Below are 17,476 nucleotides of genomic sequence, written 5' to 3'. Positions count from 1 at the left end.
GACCGGCTGCTAGACGCCCGCGATGGCAAGCAGCGCGACCAACGAACCTCCTACCAGCCGGCGGATCGGCAACCTTGCTCTCGTCTGGCATCATGCCAAGCGGTATCCGAAGCAGATCGCCGCCGCCTGGGTCGCGCTGGCGGTCACCTCCGCCGCGACGATCGCCATTCCTTACAGCTTCAAGCGCGTGGTCGACCGCGGCTTCACGTCGGGCGGCGGCGAGGCGGTGGCGGAAGCCTTCCACTACATGCTGATGATCGTCGCGGTGCTGGCGGTTGGCACGGCGGTGCGTTTCTACTTCGTGTCGTGGCTGGGCGAGCGGGTAGTGGCGGACATCCGGCGGACGGTGCAGCGCCATCTGCTGACGCTGAGCCCGCGCTTCTTCGAGGAGAACCGCCCGTCTGAAATCGCCAGCCGCATGACGGCGGATACCGCGCAGATCGAGATGGTGGTCGGGACCACAGTATCGGTGGCGCTGCGCAACGCCTTCACCGGCATCGGCGGGCTGATCTACCTGTTCGCGATCTCGCCCAAGCTCGCTGGCATGCTGGTGCTGGGCATCCCGCTGGTGGTGCTGCCGATCATGCTGCTGGGGAAGCGCGTGCGGACCTATTCGCGCACGTCGCAAGACCGGATCGCGGACGTCGGATCGATGGTGACCGAGACGCTGGGGGCGATGAAGATCGTCCAGGCGTTCGGGCAGGAGCGGCGCGAGGCGCAGCGCTTCGCCGGCGCGGTCGAGGCGACCATGGTGGCGGCGGAGAAGCGCATCCTGCTGCGCGCGGTGATGACCGCGATCGTCATCGGGCTGATCTTCGGATCGATCACGCTGGTGCTGTGGGAGGGCGCGACGGACGTTGCCGCCGGCGAGATTTCGGGCGGTTCGATCGCGGCATTCGTGCTCACGGGCGGTATCGTCGCGGGCGCATTTGGCGCTCTGACGGAAGTCTATGGCGAGTTGTTGCGCGGTGCTGGTGCGGCTGGGAGGCTCGCCGAGCTTCTGTCCGAGCAGCCCGAGATCGCCGCGCCTGCGGATCCCGCGGCCCTGCCCGAGCCGGCGCGCGGCGCGATCGCCTTCGAGCATGTCGCGTTCCGTTATCCCACGCGCCGCGAGGTGGCGGCGCTGCACGATTTCTCGCTGACGGTGGCGCCCGGCGAGACGGTAGCGCTGGTCGGCCCGTCGGGGGCGGGCAAATCGACGCTGTTCCAGCTGCTGCAGCGCTTCTACGATCCCGAGGCGGGCCGCGTGCTGATCGACGGGGTGGACCTGCGCGATGCGGATCCGGGCGCGGTGCGCGCGCGGATCGCGATGGTGCCGCAGGAGACGGTGATCTTTGGCGCCTCCGCGCGTGACAACCTCCGTTATGGCCGGTGGGACGCGGATGACGAGGCGCTGTGGGCGGCGGCGGAAGCGGCCAATGCGGCCAGCTTCCTGCGCGCACTGCCGGAGGGGCTCGATACATTTCTTGGCGAAGGCGGCGCGCGCCTGTCGGGCGGACAACGCCAGCGGGTGGCGATCGCGCGCGCGCTGCTGCGCAATTCGCCGATCCTGCTGCTCGACGAGGCGACCAGCGCGCTTGACGCCGAAAGCGAGCGCCTCGTGCAGGAGGCGCTGGAACGGCTGATGGCGGATCGCACCACGCTGGTGATTGCGCATCGCCTCGCCACCGTGCGCGCGGCAAATCGCATCGTCGTGATGGACGAAGGACGAATCGTGGAAGAAGGAACGCATGCGACGCTGATGGCGCGCAGCGGCCTTTATGCGCGGCTCGCCAGCCTGCAATTCAGCGAAGCGGCCTGAGGGGAGAGAGATAATGGCGAACGACTTCGACGTGATCGTCTATGGCGCTACCGGCTACACCGGGCGCCTGGTGGCGGAATATATCGCGGGCGCTTACCCGCAAGGCGTGCGCTGGGCGATGGCGGGACGCTCGCTCACCAAGCTTCAGGAAGTGCGCGCCGAACTGGGGATCTCGGCGGACGTGCCGCTGATCACCGCCAATGCCGATGATCCCGCCTCGCTGCGCGCGATGTGCGAGCGCACCACCGTCGTGATCACGACCGTCGGACCGTATCAGCTGTACGGCAGCGACCTTGTTGCCGCCTGCGCCGCGACGGGCACCGCCTATGTCGACCTGTGCGGCGAGCCGGGCTGGATGCGTCGCATGATCGACGCGCATCATGAGCAGGCGAAGGCGAGCGGCGCGCGCATCGTCTTTTCCTGCGGGTTCGATTCGATCCCCTTCGACCTTGGCGTGCTGACGCTGCAGGAGGCGGCGATGGCCCGCTTCGGCCGCCCAGCCCCTCGCGTAAAGGGCCGCGTGCGCACAATGAAGGGCGGCTTCTCGGGCGGCACCGCAGCGAGCCTGAAGGCAACGATGGCGGCGGCAGCCAAGGATCCGTCGCTGATCGCGCTGCTCGCCAGCCCCTTCGCGCTGACCCCGGGGCACAAGGGCGCGCACCAGCCGACCGGGCTGATCCCGGAACATGATACGACTATCGACGCCTGGGTGGCGCCGTTCGTGATGGCGCCGATCAACACCAAGAACGTGCACCGCACCAACTTCCTGCTCGGCCAGCGCTACGGCGACGACTTCGTCTATGACGAGATGATGGTCGCCGGGCTGGGCGAGATGGGCAAAGCTGCGGCGGAAGCGCTCGCGAAGCTGAACCCGCTCGCCGGCGACAAGGGGCCCAAGCCCGGCGAAGGGCCGACGAAGGAAGAGCGCGAGAACGGCAGCTATGACGTGCTGTTCGCCGGCCTGATGCCGGACGGGACGCGAATCGACGCAGTGGTGACCGGCGATCGCGACCCGGGCTATGGCTCGACCAGCCGGATGCTGGCGGAAAGCGCGCTGTGCCTTGTCCAGGACGTCGAGGGCGAAGGCGGGATCTGGACGCCGGGCGCGTTGATGGGGCCTGAGCTTCGCAAGCGGTTGATCGCGCGGGCCGGCATGACCTTCGTCGCCGACTGACGTAATGCGCGCTGGGGCGCAGTGTCAGCGCCCCAGTGCGATTGCCCCCGCTGCGGCAAAGCCGGCGACCGCGATGGCGCCGAGGACGCGCGCCAGCTCTTCCTTGCGGAAATGGCCCAGCGTACGCTCGTCGAGCCAGTAACGGCCTTCCCCCTCCGGCACGACGGCACGGAACTTGACCATCCGTTCGAGCAGACGCTTCTCCGCCCGTCCGTTGGGCACGAGCGCGATGGCGGCTGCGGGGCGAAGCGCGCCGCCTGCACGCAGGCGCTCCACGATCCGGCTTTGCGCCCGCGTCGAATAGCGTTCCGCCGTACGCACCACGATGTTCGCCATGGTTACTTCCTCCGCCCCTGATGCCGGATGTTTCCTGGCCGCCCGCGCCGCTTGAGCACGCGGGCGCCGCGATCTTCCCGTTCGCCGCGACGCGCCGGCCGCGCGCCCTTGCCCTCCGGCAGTTCGAACCGCAACGCACCCGACACCGGGTTGGCGTCCGCGAGCCGCAGTTTCAACCGCTGGCCGAGCGTATATTCCTCGCCGCTCGTCTCCCCAACGAGGCGATGGCTCGTCTCGTCATGACGGAAATACTCGCCGCCAAGGTCGCTGATCGGCATCAGCCCGTCGCCGCCGATGCCCTCGACGGTCGCGAAGAAGCCGAAGTTCTGGATGCCGGTGATCCGCGCATCGAGCACCTCGCCCACCTTCTCCGCGAGGAAGGCCGCGACATAGCGATCGATCGTGTCGCGCTCCGCCTCCATCGCGCGGCGTTCGAGCTTGCTGATCGTCTCGCCAAGCCGCTCGAAATCCTCGTCGCCGTTGAGGCCGCCGGGGCCAAGCGCATAGGCGCTGGTCAGCGCGCGATGGACGAGGAGATCGGCGTAGCGGCGGATCGGCGAGGTGAAGTGGCCATAGGAGCCGAGCGACAGGCCGAAGTGGCCGTGGTTTGCCGGGCCGTAATAGGCCTGCGTTTGCGAGCGAAGGATCTGCTCCATCACCTGCGGGCGGAAATCGGCATCCCCCACCCGGTCGATGATGCGGTTGAACGTTGCCGGCTTGATCACCTGGCCAAGTGCGAAGGCGACATCGAAGGTGGCGAGATAATCCTTGAGACCGACCAGCTTCTCGCGCGCGGGCGGCTCGTGGATGCGGTACATCACCGGCGCCTTCTTCGCCTCCAGCGCCTTGGCGGCGGCGACATTGGCGGCGATCATGAAATCCTCGACCAGCCGGTGCGCGTCCAGCCGCTCGCGCGGGGCGACCGACAGCAGGCGCCCCTTCTCGTCGAGCGCGACCTGCCGTTCCGGCAGATCGAGCGCGAGCGGCTCGCGCTTGTCGCGGGCGATCGAGAGGCCAGCCCAGCAATCCCACAGATGCCGCAGCGCCGCCATGATCTCGTCGGCGCGCGGCGCAGCTTCTTCTGAAAGCGGGAGCGGCGCGGTGCCGTCGATCGCTGCCTGAGCATCCTCATAGGCGATATTGGCTGCGATCCGGACGATGGCGCGGGTGAAGCGGAAGGACTTGAGCGCGCCCTCCTTCGTTACCTGAAGGTGGCAGGCGAGCGCCGCGCGATCCTCGCCCTGCTTCAGCGAGCAGACATCGGCCGAGAGCACTTCAGGCAGCATCGGGACGACGCGATCGGGGAAATAAACCGAATTGCCGCGGCGGCGCGCCTCACGATCGAGCGCGCTGCCCGGGCGCACGTAGAAGCTGACATCGGCGATGGCGACGATCGCCCTCCACCCGCCCGGATTGGCGGGATCATCGTCTCGCTCGGCCCAGATCGCATCGTCATGATCGCGGGCGTCGGCGGGATCGATCGCGACGATCGGCAGGTGGGTGAGATCCTCGCGACCCGCCCCGAGCGGCTGGCGGGCGACTCGTTCGGCCTCGTCCAGCGTCTCCTGATTGAAGACGTGCGGAATCTCGTGCTTGTGGATCGCGATCAGCGAGAAACTGCGGGGCGCGAAGGGATCGCCCAGGCGCGTCACGACGCGCGCGGTGATGCGCGGCGGGCGCCCGGCTCGTTCGGCGAGGACGAGATCGCCGGCCTCCGCATCGCCGGCGTCCGAGACGGCATATTCGCGGCGGTCCTTCTTCTCCACGCCTTGCAGCCAGAGCCGATCGCCCTCGCCGCGGAGCACGCCGATCATCTGTTCCGCGGCAGGCGCAAGCGTCTTCAAGGGGTGCGCGATCCAGCCATTGCCGGCTTCCTCGGTACGCGCGAGCACGCGTGTGCCGACACCAAGCTCGCCGCGCTTGCGCTCCCGCACGCGAAGGCGCGGCGGGGGGACGTCCGCCTCCCAGCGCTCCGGCGTCGCCCAGATGGTGCCGCTGTCGTCGACATCGACGATGCGCAGCACCGTCACCTTGGGCAGCCCGCCCATCTTGTGGAAGGCGCGGCCGGGAGCGCTGTCGATCAGGCCTTCGTCGGCCATATCCTTCAACAGCGCCTTGAGGCCGATCTTCTCCTGCGCGGTCAACCCGAAGGCGCGCGCGAGCTCGCGCTTGCCGGCTGGCGTATCGCTGGTGGAGATGAAGTCGAGGATCTGCTGACGGGTGGGAAGCCCGGCCTTGGGTTTGCGCATCGGCTACAGATAGGGGCTCGCCCCGCCCCGGTCACCCGGCCAATTTTGCGACGAAGCAGTATTTCCGCCCCAAGCAGATCAATGGAGTTGATGCTGCACGTGCGATATGGGGTTTGCAGCAACAGGGGTGGATTCGATGAAGAAGATTGTCATGGCAGCATTTGGCCTCTTGGCCATTCCCGCAATCGTATCCGCCGAGCCCAAGGATGAGAACATCAGCAAGGGCGATCAGAACCGCGTCGTCTGCCGCAAGGAGAATGTTACGGGGAGCCGCCTTGGGGCGCGCAAGCGTTGCCTGACCGCCGCCGAATGGACCGAGATGGCGCGACTGGATCGCCAGTCCGTCGAGCGGATCCAGAACATGCGGTACAAGGGCAACGAAGGTGGTGGCGCGGGCATCGACCCGTTCGGCCGCTTGAACTGATCACCGCCGAGTGACGCGGTAACCAGGCCGCGTCACGCGTCGATTGCCTCCTCGTCGAGGCGCGCGGCGTTTTCCTGGATGAAGGCGAAGCGATGGGCGGGGTTGGTGCCCATCAGCCGATCGACGAGATCCTTCACGCCTGCCCGCTCCTCATATTCCTGCGGCAGGGTGATGCGGATCAGGCTGCGGGTGGCGGGATCCATGGTGGTTTCGCGCAGCTGGCCGGGGTTCATCTCCCCCAGACCCTTGAAGCGCGAGACCTCGACCTTCTTGCCCTTGAACACCGTCGCCTCGATCTCGGCACGATGCGCGTCGTCGCGCGCGTAGAGCGACTTGGCGCCCACCGTCAGTCGGTAGAGCGGCGGCTGCGCGAGATAGAGGTGCCCGCGGCGCACCAGTTCGGGCATTTCCTGGAAGAAGAAGGTCATCAGCAGCGTCGCGATGTGCGCGCCGTCCACGTCAGCGTCGGTCATGATGATGACGCGTTCGTACCGGAGGTTATCCGGGCGGCAATCCTTGCGGGTGCCGCAGCCGAGCGCCTGGCCCAGATCGGCGATCTCCTGGTTGGCGAGGATCTTGGCGCTGGTGGCGGAGGCGACGTTCAGGATCTTGCCGCGGATAGGCAGTATCGCCTGCGTCTTGCGATCGCGCGCCTGCTTCGCGCTGCCACCGGCGCTGTCGCCTTCGACGATGAAGAGTTCGGTGCCCTCGTTGCTGTCGTTGGCGCAATCGGTGAGCTTGCCCGGCAACCGCAGCTTGCGCGAGGAGGTCGCGGTCTTGCGCTTCACCTCGCGCTCGGCCTTGCGCCGCAGCCGCTCGTCCATCCGCTCCAGGACGTAGCCGAGCAGCGCGCGACCGCGATCCATGTTGTGGCCAAGCCAGTAATCGAAATGGTCGCGCACCGCCTTCTCGACCAGCCCTGCGGCCTCTGGCGAGGTCAGCCGATCCTTGGTCTGCGACTGGAACTGCGGTTCGCGGATGAAGACGCTGAGCATGAGCTCACTGCCGACCATCACGTCGTCCGCGGTCAGATCCTTCGCACGCTTGTTGTTGACCAGCTCGCCAAAGGCGCGAAGGCCGCGGACGAGCGCCTGACGCAGACCCTGTTCATGCGTGCCGCCGTCGGGGGTGGGGATGGTGTTGCAATACCAGCTGTAGCTGCCATCCGACCACAAGGGCCAGGCGACGGCCCATTCGACGCGGCCGGCCTCGCCCGGGAACTCCTGCGAGCCGGCGAGGAAATCCGCTGTCGCGCACTCCCGGCCACCGATCTGTTCGCGCAGGTGATCGGCAAGGCCGCCGGGGAACTGGAACACCGCCTCGGGCGGCGTATCGTCCGTGATCAGTTCCGGTGCGCATTTCCAGCGGATCTCGACGCCGGCGAAGAGATATGCCTTCGAGCGTGCGAGACGATAGAGGCGAGCCGGCTTGAACAACAGTTCGGGGCCGAAAATCTCCTGATCAGGCGTGAAGGCGACCGATGTGCCGCGACGGTTGGGTGCGGCACCGACGTTTTCGAGCGGCCCCAGCGTCTGGCCGCGTGAGAAACGCTGGCGATAAAGCTGCCGGTCGCGCGCGACCTCGACCACGGTATCCGACGACAGCGCGTTCACGACCGAAACGCCGACCCCATGAAGTCCGCCGCTGGTGGCGTAGGCCTTGCCCGCGAACTTGCCGCCCGAATGGAGCGTCGAGAGGATCACCTCGAGCGCGCTCTTGTCCGGAAACTTGGGGTGGGGATCGACCGGGATGCCGCGCCCATTATCGACGATGGTAAGGCGATTGCCGGCGTCCAGCGTCACCTCGATCCGCGTCGCGTGGCCGGCAACCGCTTCATCCATCGCATTGTCGAGCACTTCGGCGGCGAGGTGATGAAGCGCCCGCTCATCAGTGCCGCCGATATACATGCCCGGCCGGCGCCTCACCGGCTCCAGCCCTTCCAGCACCTCGATCGAGGATGCGTCATAATCAGTGGTGGGGACGACGGAACGGAACAGATCGGGATCGGCCATAGCGCTCTATAGCAGCCAGACCCTGCCCGGCGAACTGTTGCATGCATGCAACAGCGCGGCCGCCAATCCGGCCTGGACACGCTTCGACATGCATCCTTTCAGCGGCCGTCGCCGTTCCCTGTGCTCCCCACCCACGAAAAAGGTCGCGTTGTATGTCGCGTAACTTCAAACCCCTTTTGCTTGCCGGTCTTGCTGCTGCGATGGTCTCCCCGGCCGTGTCCGCGCAGACCAGCGATGAAGATCCCGGCTTCTCGGGCATCTACGTCGGCGTGGCCGGCGGCTATGACGTTCAGCCGAACGATGTCGGCTCCTCGATCCTGTTCGATCGCGATCTGAACGGCACGTTCGGAGACACGGTGAGCACCGCCACCGGCGCGAACGCATTCGGCGCGCCGATCGGCGGCTTCTGCAACGGTGCGGCCCTGGCCGCCGTTTCGCCGACGAACCCGGTCGCGGGTGCTGGCTGCCGCAACGACAAGGACGGCTGGTCCTATTACGCCCGCGTCGGTGCTGATCAGCAGCGCGGCCGCCTGGTCGTCGGCGTGGTCGGCGAGTTCGGCAAGAGCGAGATCAACGACAGCGTCAGCGCCTTCTCGACGACGCCCGCGTCCTACACCATGACGCGCTCCGTCGATTGGGAATCGAGCATCCGCGGCCGCATCGGCTACACCCCGAACGACACCACGCTGTTCTACGGCACGTTCGGCCCGGGCTATGCGCGGATCGACCGCAGCTTCACCACCACCAACACGGCGAACGCCTTCACTGAAAGCGGCAAGCGCAACCAGTGGGGCATCACCGGCGGTGGCGGCGTCGAGCAGCGCATCGGCCGCAACTTCTCGGTCGGCCTCGAATACATGTACCATCAGTATCAGGACGACGATTACCGCGTCCGCGCCGGCAGCACCGGCACGACCCCGGCGACCAACCCGTTCCTGCTCGGTAACGCAGGTGGCACCGACTTCCGTCGCAGTGATGACAAGTTCCGGTGGCACTCGCTGCGCGCAACTGCCGCGTTCCGCTTCTGATCAAGCACGCTGCGATCGGCCGCAAGCCCGGTCGCAGCACAGCCTTTCAGAAGTGGCGGTTTCGCCAAAAGGAAACGGATCCGCGCCCAGTGAGGGAGCGGATCCGTTTTCGTTTCCAGCCGCCCCGGTCAGACCGGAGCAACATGTACGCGGCCCTTAGCGTGGGCGCGGGCCGCCGAACGGCAGCGGCGCAGCGCGGCGATCACGGCGCGGCAGCTGCGCCTGATAGGCGTGGCCGCAATGCGCGACGCAATACGGGAAGCCGGGGTTCACCTTTTCACCGCAGAAGTGGAAATCCGGCTCACCCGGGTGGCCGAGCGGCCATTTGCAGACCTTGTCGCTGAGATCGAGCAAAGTCGTCTTGCCGGCCATTTCAGGTGACGGCTTGGCGGGAACCAGGCGGCGCGGCGGCGCCGGCGTGCTGGGGGCCTGCTGTTCACCTGGTGCCTGGCGCACGAAGCCGCCGGGACCAACCGAACGAACCATCCGCGCCTGATCCACCGACCGCTCGGGTTCAAGTGGCGTAGTGATGGTGATCGGCTTGGGCTCCGATGCCTGGGTAAAGGCAGGGGCTGTCGGCTTCGACGTCGGGGCAGGCGCTGGCGACGGCTTGGCAGTTGCGACCGGTGCGGCTGGCGGAGGCGCCGGCGGTGCGGGTGGTGGCGGAGGCGGTGCCGCGGCAGCGGCGGGCGCTTCCGCCTGCACCTGTGCCTTTGCCTCCGCATCCTTCGGGACGACGGGCGAGGGACGCGACTGGAGCCCCAGGCGGTGCGCCTTGCCGATCACGGCATTGCGGCTGACGCCGCCCAGCGCCTCGGCGATCTGGCTGGCGGTCTGGCCGCCTTCCCACATCTTGCGCAGCGTATCGATCCGTTCCTCGGTCCAGGACATGGGACTCGTCGTTCCTTCATTTCTTGCGGCGGGCAGCGGCAGCGACTACGCGATTGCGCAATGAGCAGCCACCCCCCGATCGGCAAAGATCAATCGTTGATCAGGAGCGCGCCCGGCGTGCCGACGATCCGGAACGTCAATTGGGGCGGCCTGAAGACCCTATATGTGAAGGAGGTGCGCCGGTTCTTCAAGGTGCAGCTCCAGACGATCTGGGCGCCGGCGATTACGACGCTTCTGTATCTCATCATCTTCACCGTCGCACTGGGCGGGCGAAGCGAGGTTCATCTAGGCGGCACCACGGTTGCCTTTGCCGATTTCGTGGCCCCTGGCCTCATCGTCATGGGCATGTTGAACAACGCCTTTGCCAATGCCAGCTTTTCGCTGCTGGTCGGCAAGATCCAGGGCACGATCGTCGATTATCTGATGCCGCCGCTGTCCGTTGCGGAACTGCTGACGGCGCTGGTGGGCGGCGCCGTGACGCGCGCGTTCCTGGTTGGCGCGACCGTCTGGCTGGCGATGCTGCTGTGGCCGGGCGTACACGTGCTGCCAGCGCATCCGCTGGCCGTGCTGTGGTTCGGCCTGCTGGGATCGGTGTTCCTCGCGCTGATCGGCGTGCTGACGTCGATCTGGGCCGAGAAGTTCGATCATGCCGCGGCGGTGACCAACTTCGTGGTCGCGCCGCTGACCTTGCTGTCGGGCACCTTCTATTCGGTGGACCGGCTGTCGCCGATCTTCCACAACATCAGCCACGCCAACCCGTTCTTCTACATCATCTCCGGCTTCCGCTACGGCTTCCTGGGCATCACGGACTCGCCGGTGCTGCTCGGCAGCCTCGTGATCCTGGTGATCGACGTGGTGCTGGCGATTGCTTGCTACACGCTGCTGAGCCGCGGGTGGCGGATCAAGAACTGAGCCCGGCTCAGAAGCCTTCGGGCATGCTGACCGGGCCGACGACCCGGCAATATTCGCGCACGGCGTAACGATCGGTCATGCCGGCGATATAGTCGGCGATGTGGCGGCTAAGCCCAGGCTCGTCGGGGGGCAGCCGGATGCGCCATTCCTCGGGCAGCGCCGCAGGATCGGCGCGGAAAGCGGCGAACAGCCCGGACACCACCTGCTGCGCCGCCGCTGCCGCCTCCAGCTGACGCGGGTGGTGATACAGATTGGCGTACATGAAGCGCTTCAGGTCGCGTTCGGCGATCCGCATCGGATCCGAGAAGGCGACCAGCGCACGTACGGCGGCGCGCACGTCGGCGACTGTCTCGACGCGGGCCTCCGTGATCCGCCGCTGCGTTTCCCCGATGAGATCATTCACCATCACGCCGATCTGGCTGCGCACCAGCTCGCGCGCCTGCCGGCGCTCGCTCACCTCCGGGAAGGCGGCGCGGACCTTGTCCCAGCCACTCGCCACCAGCGGCACGGCGAGGAGCTGATCGACACACAGGAGCCCGGCCCGAAGGCCATCGTCGATGTCGTGATTGTCATAGGCGATGTCGTCCGCAAGCGCGGCAACCTGCGCCTCGAGACTGGACCATCCGTCGAGACCGAAGTTCGCCAGCGCGTCCGCTTCCGCCAGGGCCCAGCCGGGATGGCGCGCCGGGCCATTGTGCTTGGCGAGGCCCTCCAGCGTTTCCCAGGTGAGGTTCAGCCCATCGAACCGGGGATAGGCGCGCTCGATCTGCATCAGCGTGCGCAGGGTGTGGCCGTTGTGGTCGAAGCCCCCTGCCCCCTGCATGGCTTCCTTCAGCGCATCCTCGCCGGCGTGGCCGAAGGGGGGATGGCCGATGTCGTGCGCGAGGCACAGCGCTTCCGTCAGGTCCTCGTTCAGCCCGAGCGCACGCGCGATGGTTCGGCCGATCTGCGCCACCTCCAGGCTGTGCGTTAGCCGGACGCGGAAGTGGTCGCCGTCGGGCGCAAGGAACACCTGCGTCTTGTGGCGCAGGCGACGGAAGGCGATCGAATGGACGATCCGGTCCCGATCGCGCTGATAGGCATCACGCGGGCCGCGCTCCACGCCAGCCGCGGACTTGCTTTGTTCTTCGTGAAGGCGGCCTTTGCTGTGCGCAGGGTCGGAAGCCCAGGACGCAAGCCCACTCACTTGTCAGAAAGCTTCGTCATCTTCTGGCCCTTCTCGCTGGTGAAGGGGAATGCGGCAATGCCCTGCTTGGCGAGCGTGTTGACGAAGGACCGCGCCTCCGCATCGGTCTTGAACGGGCCGGTGACGACGCGGTTCGTGGCGCGCAGCGGCGTCGTATAGGCGGTCTTGCCCTTGAGCGCGGGAGCCTTGGCCTGCGCCGAACTCCACGCCTTGGGCAGATCCTTCTGGTTCGCACCGCCAGCCACCTGAACCCAGATGCGCGACGGCTCGGACTTGGCGATGCGCGCCTCTTCAGCCGCCTTCTTGGCCTCGGCAGCCTTCTTGGCATCGGCCGCCTTCTTCTCGGCAGCCGCCTTGCGATCCGCTGCGGCCTTCTTCGGATCGACCGAAGGCTCCTTCTCCGTCTTGGTATCCGCCTTGGCGAGCGCCGTGCCCGCCTTCGACTTGGAGGGCGTCACCTTTTCCGTCGGAGTGGGGGTCGCAGTCGGCTTGGGCGTCGGCTCGCGTGCTGCGGCCTGGGCGACGCGCGTCGTCGGCAAGGGACGTTCGGGCGCCGCACGGGCCGGCTCCGCGGTCCCAGCGCCTGGTGCGGGCGTCGGCGCGGGTGCGGCGGCAACCTCGCGGACCGGCTGTGGCCGCACCGGCGGCACGCCGAGTTCCTCCGCCGGGATTGAAATGCCGGCCATGATGCGCGCGAGGATCGAATCCTCGCTGAGGCCGGTCGCGACGGGGGGCGAGCTGGCCGCTGCCGTGGCACCGGCCGGCGTGGTGGCACTCGGCGCCGACGCGCTCGCCAAATTGTTCGTGACCGTGGTTGATGGCGCGCTGCTGGAGAAGCCCGGCTGCGGCGTAGAACTAGCCGTGGTGGTGAGCCCACTGCGTGTGCCCGTCGTCGCTGCGACAGATGTGGGCGTGGTCCCCGATACAGCACTGGCTGCGCCCGCCTGCGCGGCAGGACGCCAAGGAGCCTGCGCCGCCGGGGCCGCGGTGGTCGCGGCAACGCTCGCGCCACCCGTTTGCGACGCGGGGCGCCAGGGAGCCTGTGCCACCGGCGCAGGCCTCGATGCCGGCGTGGTCGAGGCTACGCTTGCTCCGCCAGTCTGCGAAGCCGGACGCCAGGGCGCCTGCGCTACCGGAGCGGGCGTCGAACTCGATGTCGTGGACGTGGTAGTGTTGGCTCCGGCCGTTTGCGACGCCGGGCGCCACGGTGCTGAGGTACTGTAAGTGGACGTCGTCGCAGCGGGCGCCGGCGTCGTGCGAGTTGCCGCGTAGGTGCTCGAGGGCGAGGGCGTCGGCGCCTGGGCGACTGTCGGCGCCGGCTGTGAGGATGCTGGCGCGTTGGGCAGCGACTGCACGACGGCGCTCGGCGCCGCAAAAGTGACGCCATTGCCGTAACGCGGCGGTTGAAGCGTGGCGGCAGGATCAGCCGACGCCTTGGCGGCGACACTGGCGACCGCCACTGGCGCAGTGGTGCGGCCCGAGCGACGCGCCCGCGCCTGTTCACGGGCGAGTTCGCGCTGGCGACGCGCCTCGTCTCGCTTGCGCTGACGCTCCTGACGCGGATCGAGCGCGCGTTGCGGCGGCTGCGCCGGTGCGGCGGCGACCTGGACCGGCGGCGGGTACTCGGGCGGCAGCGCCGGGAGCGGCGGCGCCATGCGGCGATCGGCCAGTCGCTGCGGCGAGGCGCGAAGCTCTCCGAAATGAACAGCGAACGCCTTGTCCGCCGGGCTGAGCGTGCCGAGCCGTGAGAAGAACGGCGCGAGCGCATTCCCCATGCCCGGCGGCATCATCGTCGCCGCGATCTTCTCCGCGCCCGGCACATCCCCGGTCAGCGCCAGAATGAAGGCGCGCGTGCGCCACGCACTGCGATCGTTCTTGCGGACCTGCTGATCGATCTCGGCGAGCGCCTGTTCACGCTTGCCGGACAAGGCAAGGGACAGGGCATAGCGGCGCTCAACCTCGTCGCTGCGTGCTTGCTTTAGCGCGACTCGGTAGTCGCGCTGCGCCCGCTCCTGTTCGCCGATCAGGTCGTAGGCGAGCGCACGATCGCCAGCGAAGGTGCGCGGATCGAGGCCGTAGCCGATTGCCTGGTCGAAATAGCGCAGCGCCTCGCCAGGGCGCTCCTGCGTGACGAGGATCCGCGCCATGCCGGCCTTAACGCGGCCGTTCATCGGATCGACGTTCTCCGCGCGCTTGAACAGCGCGGCCGCGGCATTCACGTCACCAAGCCGCAGCGAGAGCTCGCCTGCCTCGATCAGCGACGACAGGTCGCGCGGGTTGGTGCCGAGTCGGCGCATCGCATTGGCGAGCGCATCCGCGTCCGGCGTAGGGCGCGGCATGGTCTGCAGCGGCTGCACCATGCCCGGCGCGGGCGAGGTCTGAGCAAGTGCCGCCGGGGCGCCCGTCAGGGCGACGGCGATGATGAGAGGGCGAGAAATCGACATGAGCGTCAGGCGCTTACAACGGGGCACGATGAACCGGCAATGAGCCCCGCGCCACCGCGCGCCAAGCTGCACGCGGCGGCCGACGAACGCCGGCCGCCGCCCGCGCCCATGATTACTGGTTGTTCTGGCGGTGAAGGAAGCGCGGGATGTCGAGCGAGTCCTTGCCCTCTTCCTCTTCCTTGCGCTGCGTGCCGCGCGAGGCGTTCTGCATCCGCTCGAACAGCGTGCCGCCGAGCTTCACGCGCGGCTGCGGCGGGATGCCTTCGGCGCCCGCCTCGCTGCCGCCCGACAGGAAGCGGCGGCGCGGTGCCTCCGTCGGCTCGTCATCCCCGAACACGCGCGGCTGGGCGGGCTTCGTGGACGCCGACGGCGTGGCGGGAACGATCGTGTCGGCGCCTAGCAGCAGCTCGTCGCCGCCAGCCTCGTCCTCGACTTCGCGAACGGCAGGAGCCGGCTGAACCTCGGGCGAGGCGCCGGGCGTCGGCACGCCGCTCGCCATCGCACCGGCGGCAGCACCGGTCGGCTGCGGTGCGGGCGCCGGCGTGGTCGAAGCAGCAGGTGCGGCCGGCGTGGCGGCGGCAGGTGCGGTGGCCGGAGTGTCGATGCGGCGCGGTGCCGAGAAGCTGAACGCGCGGCCGGGCTCAGCGACCGGCGCCTCGGTGCGCTCGACGGCCTCTATGCCGGTGGCGACCACCGAGACTCGGATACGGCCTTCCAGATCCGGGTTGAAGGCCGAACCCCAGATGATGTTCGCGTCCGGATCAACCAGTTCGCGGATGTGATTCGCAGCCTCGTCCACCTCGAGCAGGCGCATATCCTCGCCGCCGGTGATCGAGATGATGACGCCCTTCGCACCCTGCATCGACACGCCATCGAGCAGCGGATTGGCAATCGCCTTCTGCGCGGCAACAAGCGCGCGGTCGTCGCCTTCCGCCTCGCCGGTGCCCATCATCGCCTTGCCCATCTCCTGCATCACCGAGCGGACGTCGGCGAAATCGAGGTTGATGAGGCCCGGCATGACCATGAGGTCAGTGATGCCGCGCACGCCCTGCTGCAGCACCTCATCCGCCAGCTCGAAAGCCTGCTTGAAGGTGGTGTTGGCGTTGGCGATCAGGAACAGATTCTGGTTCGGGATGACGATCAGCGTGTCGACGAACTTCTGCAGTTCCTCGATGCCCTGCTCGGCCGATTTCGCGCGGCGTTTGCCTTCGAAGGCGAAGGGCTTGGTCACGACGCCGACGGTCAGGATTCCCATGTCGCGTGCGGCCTTGGCGATCACCGGCGCGGCGCCGGTGCCGGTGCCGCCGCCCATGCCGGCCGCGATGAAGCACATATGGGCGCCCTCAAGCAGCTTTGACACCTGCTCGATCGTCTCCTCGGCGGCGGCGCGGCCGATCTCCGGACGGCTGCCCGCACCAAGACCTTGCGTAATCTTCGCGCCAAGCTGGATCTTCTGCGGCGCGATCGATTGCTTCAGCGCCTGGGCATCGGTGTTCGCGACCAAGAAGTCGACGCCCTGCACATCTGCCCGCATCATGTTGGCAATTGCGTTGCCGCCCGCACCGCCGACGCCGACAACCGCGATCTTCGGGGTCAGTTCGTCAACTTCGGGTGCAATGAATTCAATGCCCATCGCAAATTACTCCGTCATTTCGGGCACGAAACACTGGCCCGCCATCGCCATTGATCTTAGTGCAGCATTGAAAGCGTAGGTGCCAGCCGAAAAGCGGCACTGCGCGATCAATAATTCGCCTTCGCCGCCTGGAACAACCGCTTCAACGCGCCAAGCCCCTTTTGTCGCACCACCATTTGCTGTTGGGGCACCAGACCGCGCAGGTCGACCGGATCAGATGCCGCGAAGAAGGCAAGGCCTGCAAGGGTGGCGAAGCCCGGCCCGGCATGGGCATCGGGCAGGCCGGTCAGCCCGCGCGGCCGGCCGACGCGCACCGAGCGGCCGAGCACCTGCTGCGCGTAATCGGCAATGCCCTTCAGCTCCGCGCCGCCGCCCGTCAGCACCACCTGGCGGCCGACAGGGCCTTCGAACTTCAGTTCCTTCAGCGCATTCTGAATCTCGTTGACGAGATGCTCCAGCCGCGTGCGGATGACCGCGATCAGCGCAGCCTTGGTGATCTGCAGCGGGTCGGCGTCATCGTCCCCCGCCCCCGGGCGGATCGTGATCATCTCGTGGTTATCGCGCGGGGAGGCATTGGCCGAGCCGTGGAAGCACTTCATCCGCTCCGCCTGGCTGCGCGTGGTGCCGAATGCCGATGCGATATCGTCCGTGATGTCGCACGAGCCGATCGCGAGCGACTTCAGGCCGACGAGCATGCCGCCAGCGAAGAGCGATACATTCGTGATTCCGGCACCGATCTCGACCAGCGCAACGCCAAGGTCCCGTTCCTCCTCGCTGAGGCAGGCGAGCCCGGTCGCGACCGGCGAGGCGATGATCGACTTCACCTCGAGATGCGCGGAGCGGACGGTGAGGTCAAGATTGCGCACCGGCGAACCATCGGCGGCGATGACGTGGATGTGCACGCCCAAGCGATCGGCATGGAGGCCGAGCGGCTTCTTCACGCCGGTGAGGCCATCCAACGTATAGAGCGCGGGCTGTGCGTGCAGTACCATGCGGCCCTGCGGGTCGATCGCCGAGCGACCTTCCTGCAGCAGCGCGTCGATATCCTGCTGCTCGATGCGATGGCCGTTCAGCTCCACCTCGATGAACGCCTCGTCGCTGACGAGCCCGCCGGCCGAGAACCCGGCCCAGACGTTCTCGATGTTGAAGCCGGCGATCCGCTCCGCCTGCGCCACCGCCTCGCGCACGGCGACCTCGGTTAGCGCCATGTCGGCGATGTAGCCGCGCTTCACGCCCTTCGACTCGCGCTGGCCGGTGCCGAGCACGATCAGTTCGCCGCCGTCGCCGCGCTGCGCGATCATCGCCGACACCTTCGACGTGCCAATGTCGAGTGCGGTAATCAGTCCTTCCGGTGCTGCCTTCGCCATTGCCTGTTCCCTGTTGCCT

At 67.6% G+C, this 17,476-nt stretch carries 13 protein-coding genes; 5 read left to right on the top strand and 8 right to left on the bottom strand.

Going from position 1 to position 17,476, the window contains the following annotated elements; genetic code table 11:
• Positions 1–22: 22 nt before the first annotated feature.
• Together ACH0CP_RS02285 and ACH0CP_RS02280 are read left to right on the top strand one after the other, a co-directional pair.
• Positions 23–1,801 carry an ABC transporter transmembrane domain-containing protein gene (locus tag ACH0CP_RS02285; RefSeq protein ID WP_294441986.1) on the top strand — a complete coding sequence of 593 codons (1,779 nt, stop codon included), beginning with the start codon at positions 23–25 and terminating at the stop codon, positions 1,799–1,801.
• Positions 1,802–1,814: 13 nt separating this feature from the next.
• Complete coding sequence (locus ACH0CP_RS02280; protein WP_294441985.1) at positions 1,815–2,975, top strand: trans-acting enoyl reductase family protein; 1,161 nt, start codon at positions 1,815–1,817, stop codon at positions 2,973–2,975.
• 24 nt (positions 2,976–2,999) lie between these two features.
• Here ACH0CP_RS02280 and ACH0CP_RS02275 read toward each other — a convergent pair whose 3' ends face one another.
• Positions 3,000–3,311, bottom strand: coding sequence for a hypothetical protein (locus ACH0CP_RS02275; protein ID WP_294441984.1), 312 nt, complete (start codon positions 3,309–3,311; stop codon positions 3,000–3,002).
• A 2-nt stretch (positions 3,312–3,313) separates the two neighbouring features.
• On the bottom strand, positions 3,314–5,560 hold the full coding sequence (locus tag ACH0CP_RS02270; protein ID WP_294441983.1) for a ribonuclease R family protein: 2,247 nt from the start codon (positions 5,558–5,560) through the stop codon (positions 3,314–3,316).
• A 136-nt stretch (positions 5,561–5,696) separates the two neighbouring features.
• On the opposite strand from ACH0CP_RS02270, the gene ACH0CP_RS02265 reads away from it, so the two are divergent.
• Complete coding sequence (locus ACH0CP_RS02265; protein ID WP_294441982.1) at positions 5,697–5,984, top strand: hypothetical protein; 288 nt, start codon at positions 5,697–5,699, stop codon at positions 5,982–5,984.
• 32 nt (positions 5,985–6,016) lie between these two features.
• Here the strand turns inward: ACH0CP_RS02265 and parE are convergent, their stop codons facing one another.
• Positions 6,017–7,996, bottom strand: coding sequence for a DNA topoisomerase IV subunit B (gene parE / locus ACH0CP_RS02260; protein ID WP_294441981.1), 1,980 nt, complete (start codon positions 7,994–7,996; stop codon positions 6,017–6,019).
• A gap of 152 nt (positions 7,997–8,148) precedes the next feature.
• Between parE and ACH0CP_RS02255 the strand changes: the two genes are divergently transcribed.
• Complete coding sequence (locus tag ACH0CP_RS02255; protein WP_294441980.1) at positions 8,149–9,024, top strand: outer membrane protein; 876 nt, start codon at positions 8,149–8,151, stop codon at positions 9,022–9,024.
• A gap of 156 nt (positions 9,025–9,180) precedes the next feature.
• On the opposite strand, the gene ACH0CP_RS02250 is transcribed toward ACH0CP_RS02255, so the two are convergent.
• A complete protein-coding gene (locus ACH0CP_RS02250) occupies positions 9,181–9,915 on the bottom strand; it encodes a GcrA family cell cycle regulator (RefSeq protein WP_294441979.1) in 735 nt (244 codons plus the stop codon).
• Between the two features lie 60 nt (positions 9,916–9,975).
• On the opposite strand from ACH0CP_RS02250, the gene ACH0CP_RS02245 reads away from it, so the two are divergent.
• A complete protein-coding gene (locus ACH0CP_RS02245) occupies positions 9,976–10,827 on the top strand; it encodes an ABC transporter permease (RefSeq protein WP_294441978.1) in 852 nt (283 codons plus the stop codon).
• A 7-nt stretch (positions 10,828–10,834) separates the two neighbouring features.
• Here ACH0CP_RS02245 and ACH0CP_RS02240 read toward each other — a convergent pair whose 3' ends face one another.
• The 4 genes from ACH0CP_RS02240 to ftsA form a co-directional block, all read right to left on the bottom strand.
• Positions 10,835–12,013 carry a deoxyguanosinetriphosphate triphosphohydrolase gene (locus tag ACH0CP_RS02240; RefSeq protein ID WP_294441977.1) on the bottom strand — a complete coding sequence of 393 codons (1,179 nt, stop codon included), beginning with the start codon at positions 12,011–12,013 and terminating at the stop codon, positions 10,835–10,837.
• Positions 12,010–14,457, bottom strand: coding sequence for an SPOR domain-containing protein (locus tag ACH0CP_RS02235; RefSeq protein WP_294441976.1), 2,448 nt, complete (start codon positions 14,455–14,457; stop codon positions 12,010–12,012). The genes ACH0CP_RS02240 and ACH0CP_RS02235 overlap by 4 nt, the downstream gene beginning before the upstream one ends.
• Positions 14,458–14,569: 112 nt before the next feature.
• Positions 14,570–16,090 (bottom strand): cell division protein FtsZ, encoded by a 1,521-nt coding sequence (gene ftsZ, locus ACH0CP_RS02230; protein ID WP_294441975.1) that lies wholly within the window; start codon positions 16,088–16,090, stop codon positions 14,570–14,572.
• A 107-nt stretch (positions 16,091–16,197) separates the two neighbouring features.
• On the bottom strand, positions 16,198–17,457 hold the full coding sequence (ftsA, locus tag ACH0CP_RS02225; RefSeq protein WP_294441974.1) for a cell division protein FtsA: 1,260 nt from the start codon (positions 17,455–17,457) through the stop codon (positions 16,198–16,200).
• Between the last annotated feature and the right edge of the window lie 19 nt (positions 17,458–17,476).

This window comes from Sphingomonas sp. 179-I 2A4 NHS (assembly GCF_045369135.1).
Lineage (GTDB): Bacteria > Pseudomonadota > Alphaproteobacteria > Sphingomonadales > Sphingomonadaceae > Sphingomonas.
The sequence above is the reverse complement of the archived record's forward strand: the minus strand, read 5'-3'. Positions and strand labels throughout refer to the sequence as shown.